This is a genomic window from Parasphingorhabdus sp., from assembly GCF_059726685.1.
In genome coordinates this window covers 438,273-455,438 of sequence record NZ_AP041068.1, presented here as the reverse complement: position 1 = coordinate 455,438, position 17,166 = coordinate 438,273, and the positions used below count along the sequence as shown (strand labels likewise).

Sequence of the window (17,166 nt, the reverse complement as noted above, 5' to 3'; positions counted from 1 at the left end):
ACCCCAGCGCAGTTTAATTGCCGGACCTTACCAAATTGCAAATGGCCGTTGATGATTTGCCGAACTGCTCTATATCCAAGGGCCATGAACACAGCCCGCATTTACACAGCCGCCCTGATCGTCATTGGTGACGAGATTCTCTCTGGCCGTACGCAGGACAAGAATATCGCGCAAATCGCCAAGTGGCTGAACGTGCAGGGCATCAGGCTGGGCGAAGTGCGGGTGATTGCCGACGATATGGACGCCATTGCCGAAGCGGTGAACATCTTACGGGCGCGCAACGATTATCTGTTCACCACTGGCGGCATTGGTCCGACCCATGATGATATCACGGTGGACGCCATCTCAAAGGCGTTGGGGGTCGATGTGATTGTCCATCCGACCGCACGGGCGATATTGGAACGCTATTATGCTGACAAAGGCGGGATTAATGAAGGCCGCTTGCGCATGGCGCGCGTGCCCGATGGTGCGGAACTGATCGAAAATCGCATGTCTGGCGCGCCCGGAATAAAGATCGACAATCTGTATCTGATGGCTGGTGTCCCGCATATAACAGCCGGTATGCTGGATGCATTGACCGGCACATTGGAAGGCGGCGCGCCGCTGCTCTCCGCAACACTAGGGGCGTGGGCGCCGGAAAGCGAAATTGCCGATGTGCTGACCGCCGCCGAAAATGCGCATGAAGGCTGCCAGATTGGCAGCTATCCGTTTTTCCGCAACGGTACTGTCGGCGCAAACTTTGTGGTTCGATCCACCGATGCGGAGGAGCTGGCGACCTGTACGGCGGCGCTGAAGTCCGGTCTGGAAGAGGCCGGTTACGAAGTCACCGACGGTGGTATTTAGGCTTATTCCCGCATTGCTTTTAATGCAGCACCTGCAGCAAAGGGCGTGATTGCGACCAGCAATAGTGATATCGCGCTGAGGAACAGCAGCGCGCTTCCGCTTTGATCGGCCAAGCTACCGGCTCCAAAGATCAGCAACGGAATGGCCAGCGGCACCAGCAGCAATCCACCCAAAGCACCGGCACCTTTCAGGCCCGCCGTCAGGGCTGCGATCATTACTGCGAGGCCCGCGAGAGCAGGAGTGGCAATCGCCAAGCTGGCGAGCAGGGTGATCAGCGGCGGGCCTTCCAAGCCCATTAGACCACTGGCCAGTAAAGCTGCGAACAGCAATGGCGGCCCAAAAGCCAACCAATGCGAGATCAGCCTGGCAAAGGCGATGAGCTCATCGGCAATGCCGCGCACGAGCAATTGGTCATGGAAGCCGCTATCAAGATCCGGCTGCACCAACCTGTCGAGCGGCAGGAGGGTCGCAAGCAATGCCGCGATCCACAATATGCCGCCACCGGTCTGGAGCAGCAGGTCGCGGTCCGGCCCCACTGCAAAAGGAAACAGGGTCGCCGCCGAGAGATAGAAAATCACGGGTAGCCAAGTGCCGCCGCTGGCGTAGCTTTGCCGGACATCGCGCCAGATCATCGTTTTGAGCGCGCCGATCATTGCGGCGTCTCCATCTCTTCCAGCGCAGTGAGTTCAAGTTGAAGGTCGAAGGAAACCGGCAGCGCGATATGACTGGCGGCGAGGATCATGCCGCCGCGCTTCAGATGGGCTTGCAGGCTTTGTCCAAGCAGCTCCACCGATGCTGTATCCAGACCATTGGCAGGTTCGTCCAGTAGCCACAGATCGGCCGCTGTCAGAAAAGTGCGGGCAAGCCGCGCGCGCTGGCGCTGGCCGGTTGAAAAATAGCGGATGGGCACTTCGGCGAGATGGCCCATATCAGCAGCGCCCATGGCGTCGGCACAATCACCTTCTAGCCTGTCATCCAGACTGGCCCAAAACCGGAGCGCGTCTTGCAGGGGCAGATTTTCATCAAGAGCCATCCGGTCATCACATATAGCAACCGATGTCGGAACATGGATGGTGCCGGAAAAAGGCTCCAGCAATCCCGCAATTAGTCGCAGCAGGCTGGATTTACCGACTCCATTGGGTCCGGTGACCAGCCCGGCCTGTCCGGGTTCCAGCGTAAAATTCAGATCGCGAAATAGCAATTTGTCGCCGCGCACGCACGAAAGGGCTTCGGCGCGCAGATTATCGCCGCCGTCTATCCGCATTTTGGTTGACGCCCCTCGGTTCATGAGGAAGACTTAAGCCATGAAACGGCGCCAAAGCCAAGCAAGGAGTATCGAAACATGGTTGCTCAACTGAATGATGCTGAACGGCAGGCCGCTCTGGCGAGCCTACCCGGCTGGGAATATGATGGCAAACGTGATGCGATAAGCCGCAAGTTCAAATTTGCCGATTTCACCGAAGCCTATGCCTTTATGACCCGCGTGGCGATTCACGCCGAGAAAGCGGATCATCATCCCGAGTGGTTTAATGTCTATAATAATGTCGACATCACATTGACCACCCATGATGCCGGTGAAAATGGCGGATTGTCTCAGCGCGATATTGATCTGGCGAAAACCATTGAGGATATTCTCTAGCTTTTATCTTCTACTCCAGCGAGAACATTGCCAAGATCAGCGAGCTCGACGGATTGTTTGCGCAGCCGGCCTGGCATCCACCGCGCAGCGAAAGCCAGTTGCTTTGCCATTTTATTGACCGGTGTATGGACCTTTTTGCCATGGACGGCTTCCCACGCTGCCGGACCAATAATAGACACCGGACTGACAAGCACACCGCTTTCTTCCAGCCGCTCCTTGCCGGTCTGATTGGTGCCTTCCACCACATCCGAGATGATATTGGTGTCAACAAAGCCGGGCATCAATGAACGGGACTTGATGCCATATTTGTTAAATTCCAGATCGTGCGATTCCGCAAGGCCGCGTACGGCAAATTTGGTTGCACTATAGACGCTGAGGTCGGCCACACCGTAGATACCGGCAGCCGAAGCCGTATAGAGCACACAGCTGTCGGGCGTGTTCTTAAGCATTTCAAAACAGGCTCGTGTGCCGCTGATGCAACCGGTAAAATTGATCGCGATCATCAGGTCGATATCCTCGTCGGTCATCTCCTGAATCGGGCCGCCTTCTCCGATGCCGGCATTGTTGAACAGAACATTCATCGTTCCGCCGGTAATTTCGCCGAAGTCGGCAACGGCAGATTTCCAGTTGGCGCGATCTGTTACATCCAGCCTGTGGATCGAACTTTGCCCTTCGGGCAGCAGCGATGCGGTTTCAGCCATCCCGGCATCATTGATATCGGCAATACCGATATACCATCCCTTGCCCGCGAAATAGCGAGCGACTTCGCGGCCCAGTCCTGACGCGCCGCCGGTGATGAAGATTGATTTCTGTCCGCTCTGATATGCCATTTTTGTTCTCGCCCTCTCATCTTTGTCTTATTGACATTAATGTTTGTTCGAGCGGTTTTTGGCGATCAGGTCAAGAGCGATTGGACATATTGAGTAAAGCTGGCCAATAGTGACTATAATGATTTCAACCTCTTCTGCCTCCGGTCCGGCGATCAGCCTGAAAAATGTCAGGCGTAATTATGGTACGGTTACGGCCGTGGACGATATTTCGCTGGAGATCGCGGCGGGCAGTTTTGTTGCGCTGGTCGGGTTATCCGGATCGGGCAAGTCCACTTTGTTGAAAATGATCAACCGGCTGGTCGACCCCACCGCGGGTGAGGTTTTGATCGCGGATGACAATGTGAAGGCCATTGACCCACATGTTTTGCGCCGCCGGATTGGTTATGTTTTCCAGAATATTGGTCTTTTCCCGCATATGACGATTTCGCGCAATATCGCGATTGGGCTCGAGCTGGCAGGTGAGAAGGATGGACGAGCAGAACGTGTCGCCGAATTGCTTGAATTAGTCGAACTCCCTCAGGAAATGGCTGGCCGGATGCCGCATCAATTGAGTGGCGGACAACAGCAAAGGGTCGGTGTCGCCCGGGCGCTGGCAACGCGGCCGGGCTTGATGCTTATGGATGAACCCTTTGGCGCGCTGGACCCGGTCACGCGAGACAGCCTGGCTGGTCAATATAAAGCGCTGCATGAGAAGCTGGGCCTGACAACGATAATCGTCACCCATGACATGGCCGAGGCGCTTTATCTTGCCGACCGGATATTGGTGATGGAGGCGGGTCAGATCAAGGCAGATGCGACGCCAGCGGAACTGTTGTCGGGCAGTGTCGGCGATGAAGCCGAAGCCTTGGTCGCCATTCCCCGTGCGCAGGCGGCGCATCTCATCGCGCTGGGCAATACGGACGGAGCGAAAAAGACATGACGGAGGCATGGCAACAGGCCTTTGTACGGGTTCCGGAATTGCTGGCGGCCCATGTGCAGCTGAGTTTCTCCGCTTTGCTGCTCGCCATGGCCTTGTGTTTACCCTTGGCCATATGGGCGGCGCGGGCGCCGAAAGTGGCTGCGGTCATTCTGGGTTTTGCCAGTCTGGTCCAGACGATTCCGGCATTGGCCTTGCTCGCGTTATTCTATCCCGTTCTGCTGGGGCTTTCGGCTTTACTCGGCGGAGAGATATCTGCGCTTGGCTTTTTGCCGGCCTTGCTTGCGCTTACGCTTTATGCGCTGCTGCCAATTTTGCGCAACGCGGTCACCGGACTGACTGGCGTGGCTCCGGCTGCAAAACAGGCGGCGGACGGACTCGGTATGACGGCGGCACAAAAGCTGCGTCTGGTGGAAGCACCGCTCGCAGCGCCGACGATCATGGCCGGTATCCGCACCGCTGCAGTCTGGACTATCGGAGCCGCGACATTGTCCACAACCGTGGGGCAGGCCAGTCTCGGTGATCTGATCTTTGCCGGCCTGCAGACTCAAAACTGGACATTGGTGCTTACCGGTTGTTTCGCCTCTGCAGGACTGGCGATTATCGTAGATACGCTGCTTGGCCTGATCGAGCGCGCTATCCGGGATCGCCGGAAGCTTGTGGTGTGGGGCAGCGGGGCGGTTATCGGTATCGGCCTGGCCATTGCGTTGTTACCAATGCTGGCCGCGCGTGGCGACGTCGTGGTGATCGGCGCGAAAGGTTTTTCCGAACAGTTCATATTGGCGCGGCTTATCGGTTCGCGGCTGGAGGAAGCGGGCTATGAGGTCCGTTATCAGAACGGTCTCGGTTCGGCCGTGGTGTTTCAGGCGGTGGCGTCGGGAGATATCGATGTTTATGTCGACTATTCCGGTACGATCTGGACCAACCAGATGAAACGGACAGATACGGTGCCTGCCGATGACATGGTGAATGAAATTGCGCAATGGAGTGCGTCTGAGCATGGCGTGACCATGCTGGGTGCTCTGGGGTTTGAAAATACATATGCCTTTGCGGTACGTCCTGACGATGCGGCAAGCAGACGGCTCACGACACTTGATGACCTTGCCCGCATTTCTTCCGACTTTGCATTTGGCACCGATCTTGAATTTCTCGAACGCCCGGAATGGGAGATGGTCAAGGCCGCCTATCCAATCCGGTTTAAAGAATCGCGCTCGTTTAATCCGACCTTCATGTACCCCGCTTTATCGAGCGGGGAAGTGGATGTGATCTCGGCCTTTTCTTCGGACGGCCGCATAGCGGCCAATGGATTTGTCGTGCTCGAAGACACGAAAGGTGCGGTGCCGTCCTATGAGGCGATGATACTGGTTTCTGAAGACCGCAGCGGTGATGAAAGGCTCATCAACGCGATCAAGCCGCTGGTCGGCGCGATCACTGTGGAAAATATGCGAGAGGCCAATTATAAGGTCGATCGTGAAGCCGACAAGCGCTCCCCCAGACAGGCGGCGCGCTGGCTGGATGAGCAGATCAGGAACGGGAAAGATCAGTAAGTGACAAGACAGTTTTTTGTAAGGTTCCGGCTGCGTCTTCTGGCCATTCTGATCCCGTTCTTCATGACCGCCATGCCTGCACATGCACAAGTGGCAGTGACCTTTTACTCCCATGATTTTGGCAAAAATTTTCCGCACGCCTTTTTTGTGATGAAAGGCAAGCTGCAGAACGGCGAGACCGTGGATACCAGCTTTGGCTTCACCGCGGTCAATATCTCGCCCGGAATTTTATGGGGATCGGTCAAGGGCAAGGTTGAGACGCCCAAGCCCAAATATATCACCAACAGCAATCCGCATTTCACGGTGACCGTTGGCGATAACAAATATCGTGAGTTGATGGCGCTGGTTAAAAAATGGCGCGACAAGCCTCAGAAAAGCTACAGCCTCAACAAGCGCAATTGCGTCCATTTTGCCAGCGAGGCGATTGCGATATTGGGTTATCAGTTCAATGCGAAAACCAAATTCTGGAAAAAACCGCGATCCTTCATGGAAGAAGTGATGGCGCTGAACCCCATGCTGAAGAAATAGCGTCCGGCTGTTCGAAAGCTACATCACCATTGTGTTGTAATGATGCCAGATGAAAATTGCGACCGACCCACGATGCGGCGACCAGGGCAGCGCAATCTCTCTCAAGTCCTGTTCTGATGGCCGCGTGTCATGGCCCAATATGTCGCCAACCCCGGCCTGAATGGCGAGATCGCCAGCAGGCCAGATATCGGGACGGCCCAATGCAAACAGCAGATAGATTTCCGCCGACCAGCGGCCAATGCCCTTGACCTGGGTGAGCCGCGCAATGGCCTCCTCATCGTCATCCGGCAAGTTGTTGAGGTCCAATCCGCCGGACAAAATCAACTCCGCCAGACTGCGCGCATAGCCCTGTTTCTGACGCGACAGGCCGCATGCGCGCAATTCGTCAAAGTCGGTTGCGATCAGCGCTTCTGCCGGACAGCCCGCGCCCAGTTTTGCTTCCAGCTTGTTCCAGACAGAGGCCGCGGAAGCCACGCTGACCTGTTGGCCAACAATGGTCCTGAGTAGTGTCTGATAACCCTCGGGGTTGATGCGCGGTTCTGGATAACCGGCCGCCTTGATGGCTTTGTCCAGAACCGGCTCGACCTTGCTGACCGCATCAAGGCTGGTCTTTATCGTCTCTTTTGATAGGCCCATTGCGGCTCTGCCTCAGCTTACAGGCCGTTTGGCCTCTTGATTCTTTTTGATCGAGCGGACATAGCGTGCCGGATTTTGAATGAAAACAGCTTAAGGGGTTTATATGCCAACCATCCACGTCACCGGTCGTACCGGAGAAGAAAAAGCGGTTACCGTCGATAGCGGTATGAACGTCATGGAAGCGATCCGCGATAACGGCTTTGACGAACTGCTGGCACTATGTGGCGGCTGCTGTTCCTGCGCGACCTGCCATGTGCATGTCGATGCGGACTGGAAAGACAGGTTGCCTGCAATGAGCGAAGACGAAGATGATCTTCTGGAAAGCAGCGACCACCGGGACGAGTTTTCCCGCCTGAGCTGCCAGATCGAACTGAATGACGATCTCGATGGTCTGAAAGTGAAAATCGCGGAAGAAGACTGAGCTGGGCGAAATCCATGCAAAAAAAGGGGAGCCGCGAAGCTCCCCTTTTTTGTGCGTCATAGAGATTAGTCAGAATCTGATCAGCGCGCGCGGCCCGTCCTCGGACTGGGCATTCTTGCCGATGTTCCAGCTCATCACCTTCCGGTCACCATTTTCGGTAAAGCCATCAACGCTGTTATTGTTGACGACCGTTCCATTGGTTTCGACGGTCAAAACACCATCAATTTCAGAAATTTTCGGCGCTTTACCACCGCTTTCTTTCATCATCATCACGTTGAACAAGCTGCCTTGCCCAGCAATGCCGGGGGTCAACATTTCGATCGCGCCATCGCTGCGCCGGATGAGCTGGAAGAACGGATATTGCATCTGTGCATCCGGTAAGACCGGGAAGCTGAAATAATTGCCGATAGGGCCGGATTCGCTATATTCGACATCGAAGATATTGCCGCCGGCATGCTCGACCTTTTTCCAGCCCTGATATTTGCTCAATTTCTTGGCAAAGGCAGCCATGCTGTCGTCATCCCCCGGAATAGGGCCGCCGAAAAATGCGCCTGCCATCGCGGTCTCTTCTTCATATCGCTTTAGCTTGCGGGCTTGTGCGCGATCATATTGATCCTTTCTTTTGGTAATTTCTTCCTCGGTGCAGTCACGATCAACGACATCATAAGCAAGTTCGCTGGCATCAATCGAGGGGTCGGCATCTTTTCCATACCTATCATAGTCATCCCCATAAACAGGACGCTCGGCCTTTACTTCCCCATTGCTTTTGTAAACCAGATCGCGGCATTTCAGCTTGGCCGGGTCAAAGGGGTCATTGTCGGGTTTCTTCAATTTTCCATCATCGGGCATGGTCATTTGAATTTGGCCAGTATAGCCAAACTCATAGCGATCGCCGTCAAGGATCTTCAGGTTCGCATTGAATTTGCCGGGCAATAAAAAGCAACCCGATAACAGCAAGGGGGCCGATAGGGCGGCTACAAATTTGAACATCTGTTTCATCTAATTCTCCCGGTCTCGTGTATATTCTGCGTAAAGAGCGATGGCTGCTGCATTGGATACGTTCAGACTTTCCATTTGCGGTGCCATCGGAAGCCGCGCGAGGGCGTCGCAATGAGCCGCGACATTTTGACGCAGGCCTTCGCCCTCAGCGCCCATAACCAATGCCAGTTTGCTTTGTCCCATGACACTGCCCAGTGTTTCTTTCGCTTCACCGTCCATACCGATGCGCCAATATCCCGCCTCGGCAATTTCATCCAGCGCCCGCGCCAGATTGACGACGCGCACCCAGGGCACAATTTCCAGTGCGCCAGAGGCTGATTTCGCCAGTGTCCCTGATTCAGGTGGCGCATGGCGATCCTGTGTCACAATGGCGGCCGCGTCAAAGGCCGCGGCTGAACGCAGGATCGCGCCGACATTGTGAGGGTCGGTTACCTGATCCAGCACCAATATCGGCCGGCCCTTTTCAGCCGCTTTGTCGAGCATGTCACCCAGCCAGATTTCAGGCAGAGGATCCACATCAAGCACCATTCCCTGATGCGGTGCATCACGCGGAATGACCCGGCCCAGATCGGCGACGTCGCTATATACCACGGCCAGATCCTGTGGAAGGTCAAGTGTTGCCAGGGCTTCCCTGGTCCCCGATATTTTCTTTGTGAAGCGATGCGGGTTGGCAAGTGCGGCCTCCACCGCATGCCTTCCCCAGAATTTCAAACCACCGCCGGTTTTCTTCACAGATCTGTTTTTGCGTGCCATATCGTTCTTTAACGGCTCGGCAGCGATGGCACATCCTTTTTTTGCATGGTAAATATGTGATTTTGGAGGGGCAGGCATTGACACCGGGCTATGCTTTCGTCATTGAGCCGCATCTTGCCGAAAAACGGTCAAGACAGGCAACCAAATGGACAGGTGGCCGAGTGGTTAAAGGCAGCAGACTGTAAATCTGCCCGCGCAAGCGTACATAGGTTCGAATCCTATCCTGTCCACCAGCCTTCGCCCTTCGGGCTTCGGCTGGCAGGCCGGTATTTTTCTAGCTTTCGATTGTTACCGATTTTTGATTTTGGCAACGAAGGCTGTCCGCCGAAGCCTTGGCGTAGGAGGGCGTATGGGCTGGGTGTTGCCCGAGCGGCAGTCCCTGAATCTTCTGATATTTATCCAAACCAATCGCTCATCACGCGTGACAAGCGCTCCGGGCTGTGGAAAGGGTGCTCCCATCAAAATCAGGACAGGGAAACAGACATGAAGAACCTATTTGACGTAAGCGGGAAAGTTGCCGTTGTTTCTGGTGGATCGAGCGGTATCGGCGCCATGATGGCGCGCGGCTTGGTGGAGAACGGCGCGAAAGTCTATATTACCGCGCGCAAGGAAGAGCGGTTGATGGCCATGGCGGAAGAGCTTTCCGAGCTGGGTGAATGTATCGCCATTCCTGCCGATCTGTCCAATGTCGAAGGCATAGAGGCCTTTGTTGCGGCGGTAAGCGAACGGGAAAGCAAGGTTGATATCCTGATCAACAATGCCGGTGCCAATTGGGCTGCGCCAATTGAGGATTTCCCCGAAAAGGGATGGGACAAGGTCATGGATATCAACATCAAGGCGATATTCTTTGCGACCCAGAAATTCCTGCCGCTGCTAAAGTCATCCGGCAATGCAGATGATCCGGCAAGGGTCATAAATATTGCGTCGATTAACGGCATAAGAAATTCCGGCATGCCGACCTACGCCTATTCCGCGAGTAAATCGGGGGTCATTCATTTGACCGAGCATCTGGCCACTGACCTTGCGTCTTATCATATCAATGTAAATGCCATTGCACCCGGATTTTTCCCGAGCAACATGACCAAGCAGATTGTTGAAAATGATGGAATGACCAAGATGGCCATTTCGCAGATTCCGCGCGGACGCATGGGTGCACCCGAGGATATTGCCGGTACCGCTCTTTATCTGTGTTCAAGGGCATCATCCTGGTTGATTGGCCAGACGATCGCGCTTGATGGAGGGATGATTTCACGGCCCTAGATGACGTTCATTACGATAACCATTGCGCAAAAAAAGGCGGCCACTTTTCATGGCCGCCTTTTTTGTTTGATTTATGAGAGCAGTTAGAAAGTGAGCTTCGCACCAATGGTATAGCGACGTCCTAGGGCATCATATGTAGATGGATATGTGTTGCCGTTGTTAAACTCGGTCGCGCCAATGGTATTCCCAACCAGCGGTGGTTTCTTGTCAAACAGATTGTCGACCACGAACGTCAGATCCAGCGTATCCATGAGCGTCGTTTGCAGCACCAGATCGAAAATATTATAGGAGCCGATGCTTTCGAATTCTGGAAGAAAGCTACCCTGCAATGAAGGCTCGACTTCCTGACTCGAAATATATTTCCAACCCAGGGAAATGGATCCTTCCTCGCGTGACAGCGAAATCCGGCTGTTCGCCTGGAATTCGGGCTGGATGCTCTCGCAATTGACGCTGTAAAAGCCCACACATTCACGGTTTACGCTAGTTGGTGTGGCCTGGAACTTTCTGTCAAACGTATAGTTGCCGTTCACCTGCAGTCCCAGAGTGGCAAAGTCGAGATCTCGGCTATAATTGATGTTGAAATCAATTCCTGATGTTTCCAGTCGCCCAAGATTAGACAGATCAAGCAGAACGCCGGGCGTATCACTTGCACCGCCATTCAGACTGCCGTTCAAGGGATTGCGGATAACCAGCGCACAAGCAGGATCGGCAGCGTTGGGCGGATTGAAACAGGGTTGAATGACGTCTCCAACCGTTGTCCGTGAAATGGCGTCTTTGATCTCGATATCATAATAGTCGACCGATATGGTCAAGCCGGGAATAACAGCCGGCTGGATAATCGCACCAAAGGTAATGGTCGTGGCTTTTTCAACATCCAGATCAGGGTTGCCACCGCCGGTAAAGTTGATTTGACCTGCGGATGGGACCGGAATGGAACCGATGGCGCCGGCAGGCGCACCCTGAGCAATACATATTGCTGTGAGTTCTGCATTACCAACAGGATTGGCGCCGGCACACGGGTCGACGGCGAGATTGTCCAATCCTGTAACCGGAGGCTCAAAAAGCTCTTCGATATTGGGAGACCGAACTGCGCGCTGATAGATACCACGCAGCTTCAGGCCATCGACTGGTTCCCAGCTGCCACCGGCTTTCCAGGTGAAATTGCCGCCTGTGTTGGAGTAATCAGAATAGCGACCGCCAAGCTCAAGCGTCAGGCTTTTGAAAAACGGACGATCTTCGACAATAGGTGCAACGATTTCACCAAAGACTTCCTTCACACTATAGCGACCGGATTGGGCCAAAAAGGCCTCACCATTGCCGAGTACTTCATCGACCGTGCCAGTTGCAATATCGGGATTAATTGATGCGATATTCTCCCGATATTCGACGCCAAGGGCAAAATTGAGAGGCGTACCGGCCCAGGGTAAGGCAAAGCCGGCGTCACCGGAAACTGACCCGGTAACTACGGTCAACTCGGTCTTTGTCGTCAAAGATACCGGCGGCGCCGAGAAGGCGGCGAAATCCGGGGAGATATCCTGGCCAGTTGGACCGAATAGATTGAGCGGAACGCAGCCATTGGATGAATCTACACAGTTATCCGCATCAATGGCGAAAAGCGCCTGCTGAACACGGGATCGCAAGCCATTGTTCCTCTGACTGCGGACACGTTCGGACTGGCCATGTGTGGCATGGACATCCCATTCGATATTATCGACAATAGTGCCGCGAACACCGGCTTCGATCTGAAATACATTGGATTCGATGGTTTCTTCGCGATTGCCCTGTTCAACCAGCCGACGGTTAATTGTCACCGCCGGAGCGCGAAAAGCAGGATCGCTGGGATCGGTAACGCCAGCTGCTGCGTCGCATTCTGCCTGAGAGATTCCTACGCCCTGCTGCGCACATATCTGGTTGCGGAGGTTGTCGGTCAGGAACGGATTGCTAAGCGGGAGATTATAGGTGGTGCCAAACAGCCCAGATGGCGCTGCCCGAATATCAACCTTGTTGTTGGAAAAAAGTCCCTTGCCGTAAACTTCTATGCCGTCGGCCACTTCATAATGCGCAGCACCGAATATGTTGATCCGTTCCAGCGGCGTTTGATAGAGATTGAACGGATTAAAGTTAAACGTGTTAAACGGGGCGACCAAAGAGTCGGTATTTGGATCATATTGCATCCCGTTAATGGCGGTCGGTACCGATGTTCCGGATCCGAAAGGATTGCCAGAGACCGAACTGATCGAGTCCACACCGAAGCTGCGATCCGCCTGGAAGAGGGGATCGGAACTGTGATATCCGATGTTCAGCACCGCATTGCCGCGATCGTCTGCAAAATTGCCGCCGATGGTCAGATCAGTCCGGAATACGCCGGCATCACTGCTTTCTGTGAGCCCATAGCTGGCTGAGATTTCAGCGCCTTCAAAATCCTGTTTCAACACGAAATTGACCACGCCCGATATGGCATCCGCGCCATAGACGGTGCCGGCTCCCCCGGTCACAATATCGACCCGTTCTATCAACGCCAATGGGATGACATTGGTATCGGTAACCCCTGTTAATCCGGCCGGTACCACACGACTATTGTCAATGAGGACAAGGTTGCGGTTGCTTCCAAGTCCGCGCAAGTTAACCTCGGACGAACCATCATTGCCGTTATTGACAGACGAACCAATGCCCGCAACTACTCCGGGCAAATCTCTGATCAACTCTTCGGCTGTCAACGAAGGGGCAAGGTCAATTTGATCGCGACCCAACACGGTAACCGGACTAGAAAGTTCCAGATTGGGATTGGTGATTCTCGACCCTGTAACGACAATCACATCCGCAGCGTCATCGGTCTCTGCGCCTTCCTGATCTTGCGCGTTGGCTGTTGTTGCCGAGACCGCAACAGCGACTATGGCTACTGAAGTTAGGCATTTTTTTATGGTTTGCGTTCTGAAATTCGGCCGCATTGCTGGCTCCCTTGGTTAAATACAGGGGCAACCAAATAAATAGAAAGAGCAGTTCAGCAATCAAATATGACAGTATTTCGAATATTCCCAATTCAATGAAGTTTAAGTGCAACGGTAGGTCTACACTATTGTGAAGATTAGATTTTTTTATAACGTAATTTGTTCTGCAACATTGGTTAGAAACGAAGATTCATTCGATTTCGGATGAAATGATGGCCATGACATTCTTTGCATATTTTCTACCAACCGGGATTTCATCACCGTTGATTAGTCGGAGCATGCGGCCGCCATTGCTGCTCCGCTTTATTGCTACGATTCTGGTTATATTCACGGCTGCAGATCGGTGCACACGCAAGAAGCCCATCGCGCCATTGCGATCGACAAAATCACCGATCATTCGGCGATAAAGATAGGATTTCCCATCTGTGTATAGGTGGACATATTCCCCTTCAGCTTTCACCCAGTTGATATCATCGTAATCCACCCGCACCATTTCGCCTTGTCGGGGAACCCAAAGATAGTGGTTTTCATCCACCGCTCTGGATCGTTCCTTCCTTAATTGGTCGAGCGTTTTGCCGAGTAGCGCTAACCGCTGGCCAGCTTCTCGGTCCGCACAGGCTATGCGCGCGCGGTCAATTGCGTCTACCAGACGGGCATAACGTACCGGTTTCGGGATAAAATCCAGTGCGCCGGTTTCAAAGGCACGGATCGCAAATTGCGGGTAGGCCGTTACAAAAATTACCAGCGGTGCTGTACTTGCCTTGTCACGAAGTGAAGATGAGAGATGTTCTATGACATCAAAACCGTCTAAACCCGGCATTTCAATATCGAGCAATATGAGCTTTGGACCGAGTTTTTCGACTAGTTCCAGTGTTTCCTTGCCATCGAAAGCCTGGCCGACGACTGATACACCCTCCATCCGGTTCAAAAGCTCTACCAGACGGGAGACGGCCAAAGGCTCGTCATCGCTAATCAGCACGGTGATCGGGGTCATTGTCTGAACCTCAAGAGGGGTTCGATCCGCAGGGAGGTGAATATTAGGATGGCTGATATGAAAACTGGCTGAACAAAGAGAGCCTTACCGTCCTGACATATAGATTTGCAGTGTGGCCATGGTCGAGATTCGATATGCCGTTTACCTATGACGGTCACCGGAATAATGGTTCAAACTCCCGTGACGGTCAGACGGAGAGCGAACGAAATTGCTGCTGCGGGTCGTTCATTTGCCTGAGGATGTCGTTGGTTGTTCCTGCGCCTTTTTGTCGGTTCTCGACATCTGTTCGCAGAATAAGTCGAGATATTTTACATCATTTTACGTAAACCCCGACGTGCATTTGAAAGGTCGACCCCCCGGCCGATAATGATACAGGAGCGTAAAATGGTAGTCAGAGTAAAGTCTACGAATGAGAAGACAGATGCCAATGCAGAAGGATCCGCTTGGCGGCCCGCGTCATCTCGCCGCCTGATTTTGGATGCAGCACGGCGGAAGCTATGTGACCAGAGCTTTAGTGAATTTGCGATGGAGGTAGTTGCGGAAGAGGCAGGTGTTTCTCGGCGCACCGTCTATAATCAGTTTGCCAATCGTGAAGAATTATATTGCGCTTCCCGACTGGAGCTTTTCGAGAAAATTGATCTCGCATTGGCAGAAATTCAGTTCGATCCCGATCAACCGGTTGAACAGATGCTGCACCGGTTTTGTGAGCTCGGTATCGCAATCCTTCTATCTCCGGAAAGCTTGGAGCTCAGGGCATCGCGTGCGCGTGACCGGCTCTCTTTTCAATGGATAGAAGAGCAATATACGCATCGCATTGATGATCCTTTGCGTCTCAAGATTGAACATTTTCTGCTCAACCTGATGCTCAAGGGTGATATTGAACAGACTGATCCCGCGCCTTTGGCGGAATCGTTGTTGTTGGCCGTGAACGCCTGTGTCGGCGACGACGGCAATGCTGAATCCAATTTGAAACAGCCGCCGGTGTTCACGCCGAAGGAAATTGCGGATATTTTCGTGAAGCGGTTGCCTTTGAAGAATAGTGAGCCGGCAAGTTAGATGGGATAGAGGTTCCTGCTTCCGGCAGGTGCTGAATGACCTTTGCCCGAAGGGCTGATTAATCTGACGCGCCGCTATCGAAATCGATCGCGGCGCGTTTATCAAATAGCTCGACATTCGCTGCCGGTCATTTATCCCTTGTGGGATGGTTGGCCTGACATCTTTATGTGAACAAGAAGCGGACCTCCAGTTGTCACCGGAAGGCCAGTTCATTGAAGCGACCAGCCGGAGGCAGCGAAAACAGCGGGGTCAGTTTTTTACGCCTGCATCCTATGCGAACATTATGGTCGACTGGATCCAAACTGCTTCGCCCCGCACGGTGCTCGATCCGGCGGTCGGTACCGGTGTGCTGATCAATGCGTGTCAGCGGCGATCGGTCGGGTGTGCGTTTACCGGTTATGATATTGATCCGCTGGCACTCGAGCTGGCGCAAAAGAGGTTGCAGGGTGCTGCGCTATGTCACCAGGATTTCCTGGCGAGCGACCAGGGCGAACGATTTGATGCGATTATTGCCAATCCGCCTTACATCATCCACCGCGAATATGATCTTGATCCTCAGATAGCTGAACATATTGATCAATTGTCGGGGCAAAAGTTCAGCCGACAATCCAATCTCTATGTCTATTTCGTGGTCAAGATTTGCGAACAGTTGAACGAAGGCGGTCGCGCTGCGATTATCATTCCAGCGGAATGGATGTCAGCCAATTACGGGCAACCGCTAAAAGCCTACCTACTGAATAATGGGCTGCTCCGCGAGTTGGTGACCATCGATTGCGCGGGGCATGCATTTGCGGACAATATGGCAACCGCCTCGATATTGTTGATCGAGAAAGACAATAGCGTTCCTGAACTGTTACAAAGCCATTATGTACCGGTTGGAAAAGTCGTGACGTCGTTGACGGAGTTGGAGCATGACCCTGACGTGGTGCACCAGCGCTTGCCGACCAACGTGCTGCGATCACGCAAAAAATGGGACGCACTGATTTCCCGGTCGGTCGCACCCCGTGCAGAAGGCAGTGTAAAGCTTGGTGATCTGGTGACGACCAAGCGCGGCATTGCGACGGGGGCGAATAGCTTCTTCCTGCTGAGCCGGGATGAAGCAGAGCGGTACGGGCTTGAAACGGGACGAATGGATCGCTGTATTGGGAAGACTGCGCAGGTCGCAGATATCTGTTTTAACGGTACGGATTTCGATGAGCTGGCGGAAGCAGGGCAAGCGTGCTTTTTGTTCAATCCAAAGGGCGATCTGACACCTGCTGAAGCGGACTACATCCGGCGCGGTGAGTGCGAAGGCATCCCGCTAAAGCACGGGCCGCGAACCAAGAAAATTTGGTATGCAGCCGAAACGCGTGAAGCTGCGCCAATTTGGGCAAGTACTTTTGGGCGTGGTCGAATGCGCTTCGTTCACAATGCTGCGAGTGTAAAGACGCTGACCTGTTTCCACGGCGTCTATCCCAAAGGCCTGACAGTCCGACAGATTCGCGCTTTGGCGGCGCTACTGAACAGCGATATGATGCAGCACAGGATTGCCGACCATGTCCGGCGCTTTGCGAGCGGCCTTATGAAGCTGGAGCCGCGAGACATATTGGACATTGAAGTCCCCGACATTCGGTTGGTATCCCCAGAGATTGCCGAACGGTTGTCGGATTGGCTGGAAGGCGATACCTCAGACGGAAACAAGCGTGAAGAGGCCAGGTTGGATCATCTCGCCGCTATATTATTGCAGCATTTCGACAATCTATCGATCCGCAATAGGGAATAGATATCAAAGCCGTGGCACACCAAAAAAAGGTTGA

The 17,166-nt window shown here is 53.7% G+C and carries 16 protein-coding genes, 1 tRNA gene and 1 pseudogene; 10 read left to right on the top strand and 8 right to left on the bottom strand.

Annotation, left to right across the window (positions count from 1 at the left end; genetic code table 11):
• Positions 1 to 84 precede the first annotated feature (84 nt).
• Positions 85 to 843, top strand: coding sequence for a competence/damage-inducible protein A (locus AC6I9Z_RS02250; RefSeq protein WP_461457407.1), 759 nt, complete (start codon positions 85 to 87; stop codon positions 841 to 843).
• A gap of 2 nt (positions 844 to 845) precedes the next feature.
• Here the strand turns inward: AC6I9Z_RS02250 and AC6I9Z_RS02245 are convergent, their stop codons facing one another.
• Positions 846 to 1,493 (bottom strand): heme exporter protein CcmB, encoded by a 648-nt coding sequence (locus tag AC6I9Z_RS02245; RefSeq protein WP_461458221.1) that lies wholly within the window; start codon positions 1,491 to 1,493, stop codon positions 846 to 848.
• Entirely contained in the window at positions 1,493 to 2,107 is a 615-nt protein-coding gene (gene ccmA / locus AC6I9Z_RS02240) for a heme ABC exporter ATP-binding protein CcmA (protein ID WP_461457409.1), read from the bottom strand. The genes AC6I9Z_RS02245 and ccmA overlap by 1 nt, the downstream gene beginning before the upstream one ends.
• Positions 2,108 to 2,182: 75 nt before the next feature.
• On the opposite strand from ccmA, the pseudogene AC6I9Z_RS02235 reads away from it, so the two are divergent.
• Positions 2,183 to 2,482 (top strand): annotated as a pseudogene (locus tag AC6I9Z_RS02235) (4a-hydroxytetrahydrobiopterin dehydratase); the annotation flags it as partial.
• On the opposite strand, the gene AC6I9Z_RS02230 reads toward AC6I9Z_RS02235, so the two are convergent.
• Positions 2,479 to 3,312 (bottom strand): SDR family oxidoreductase, encoded by an 834-nt coding sequence (locus AC6I9Z_RS02230; RefSeq protein ID WP_461457411.1) that lies wholly within the window; start codon positions 3,310 to 3,312, stop codon positions 2,479 to 2,481. The pseudogene AC6I9Z_RS02235 and the gene AC6I9Z_RS02230 overlap by 4 nt on opposite strands.
• Positions 3,313 to 3,430: 118 nt before the next feature.
• Here AC6I9Z_RS02230 and AC6I9Z_RS02225 point away from each other — a divergent pair, with 118 nt between their 5' ends.
• From AC6I9Z_RS02225 to AC6I9Z_RS02215, 3 genes are read left to right on the top strand one after another with little or no spacing between them, the layout of a single operon-like run.
• Complete coding sequence (locus AC6I9Z_RS02225) at positions 3,431 to 4,231, top strand: ATP-binding cassette domain-containing protein (RefSeq protein WP_461457413.1); 801 nt, start codon at positions 3,431 to 3,433, stop codon at positions 4,229 to 4,231.
• Positions 4,228 to 5,775, top strand: coding sequence for an ABC transporter permease/substrate-binding protein (locus AC6I9Z_RS02220; RefSeq protein WP_461457415.1), 1,548 nt, complete (start codon positions 4,228 to 4,230; stop codon positions 5,773 to 5,775). Before AC6I9Z_RS02225 ends, AC6I9Z_RS02220 begins: the two co-directional genes overlap by 4 nt.
• Positions 5,776 to 6,303 (top strand): hypothetical protein, encoded by a 528-nt coding sequence (locus tag AC6I9Z_RS02215; RefSeq protein ID WP_461457417.1) that lies wholly within the window; start codon positions 5,776 to 5,778, stop codon positions 6,301 to 6,303.
• Between the two features lie 18 nt (positions 6,304 to 6,321).
• Here the strand turns inward: AC6I9Z_RS02215 and AC6I9Z_RS02210 are convergent, their stop codons facing one another.
• Complete coding sequence (locus AC6I9Z_RS02210) at positions 6,322 to 6,939, bottom strand: DNA-3-methyladenine glycosylase family protein (protein WP_461457419.1); 618 nt, start codon at positions 6,937 to 6,939, stop codon at positions 6,322 to 6,324.
• Between the two features lie 103 nt (positions 6,940 to 7,042).
• On the opposite strand from AC6I9Z_RS02210, the gene AC6I9Z_RS02205 reads away from it, so the two are divergent.
• On the top strand, positions 7,043 to 7,360 hold the full coding sequence (locus tag AC6I9Z_RS02205) for a 2Fe-2S iron-sulfur cluster-binding protein (RefSeq protein ID WP_461457421.1): 318 nt from the start codon (positions 7,043 to 7,045) through the stop codon (positions 7,358 to 7,360).
• A 69-nt stretch (positions 7,361 to 7,429) separates the two neighbouring features.
• Here AC6I9Z_RS02205 and AC6I9Z_RS02200 read toward each other — a convergent pair whose 3' ends face one another.
• Both AC6I9Z_RS02200 and rlmB read right to left on the bottom strand, forming a co-directional pair.
• Complete coding sequence (locus AC6I9Z_RS02200; protein ID WP_461457423.1) at positions 7,430 to 8,359, bottom strand: hypothetical protein; 930 nt, start codon at positions 8,357 to 8,359, stop codon at positions 7,430 to 7,432.
• Entirely contained in the window at positions 8,360 to 9,112 is a 753-nt protein-coding gene (gene rlmB, locus AC6I9Z_RS02195; RefSeq protein WP_461457425.1) for a 23S rRNA (guanosine(2251)-2'-O)-methyltransferase RlmB, read from the bottom strand.
• A gap of 147 nt (positions 9,113 to 9,259) precedes the next feature.
• Here rlmB and AC6I9Z_RS02190 point away from each other — a divergent pair.
• Together AC6I9Z_RS02190 and AC6I9Z_RS02185 are read left to right on the top strand one after the other, a co-directional pair.
• A tRNA-Tyr gene (locus AC6I9Z_RS02190) sits at positions 9,260 to 9,345 on the top strand.
• 250 nt (positions 9,346 to 9,595) lie between these two features.
• Positions 9,596 to 10,372 (top strand): glucose 1-dehydrogenase, encoded by a 777-nt coding sequence (locus tag AC6I9Z_RS02185; RefSeq protein WP_461457426.1) that lies wholly within the window; start codon positions 9,596 to 9,598, stop codon positions 10,370 to 10,372.
• Positions 10,373 to 10,455: 83 nt separating this feature from the next.
• On the opposite strand, the gene AC6I9Z_RS02180 is transcribed toward AC6I9Z_RS02185, so the two are convergent.
• Together AC6I9Z_RS02180 and AC6I9Z_RS02175 are read right to left on the bottom strand one after the other, a co-directional pair.
• Positions 10,456 to 13,320 (bottom strand): TonB-dependent receptor plug domain-containing protein, encoded by a 2,865-nt coding sequence (locus tag AC6I9Z_RS02180; protein ID WP_461457428.1) that lies wholly within the window; start codon positions 13,318 to 13,320, stop codon positions 10,456 to 10,458.
• Positions 13,321 to 13,510: 190 nt separating this feature from the next.
• A complete protein-coding gene (locus tag AC6I9Z_RS02175) occupies positions 13,511 to 14,314 on the bottom strand; it encodes a LytR/AlgR family response regulator transcription factor (protein ID WP_461457430.1) in 804 nt (267 codons plus the stop codon).
• A 384-nt stretch (positions 14,315 to 14,698) separates the two neighbouring features.
• Between AC6I9Z_RS02175 and AC6I9Z_RS02170 the strand changes: the two genes are divergently transcribed.
• Positions 14,699 to 15,370 (top strand): TetR/AcrR family transcriptional regulator, encoded by a 672-nt coding sequence (locus AC6I9Z_RS02170; protein ID WP_461457432.1) that lies wholly within the window; start codon positions 14,699 to 14,701, stop codon positions 15,368 to 15,370.
• A 145-nt stretch (positions 15,371 to 15,515) separates the two neighbouring features.
• Positions 15,516 to 17,132 carry an HsdM family class I SAM-dependent methyltransferase gene (locus AC6I9Z_RS02165; protein WP_461457434.1) on the top strand — a complete coding sequence of 539 codons (1,617 nt, stop codon included), beginning with the start codon at positions 15,516 to 15,518 and terminating at the stop codon, positions 17,130 to 17,132.
• Positions 17,133 to 17,166: the final 34 nt, after the last annotated feature.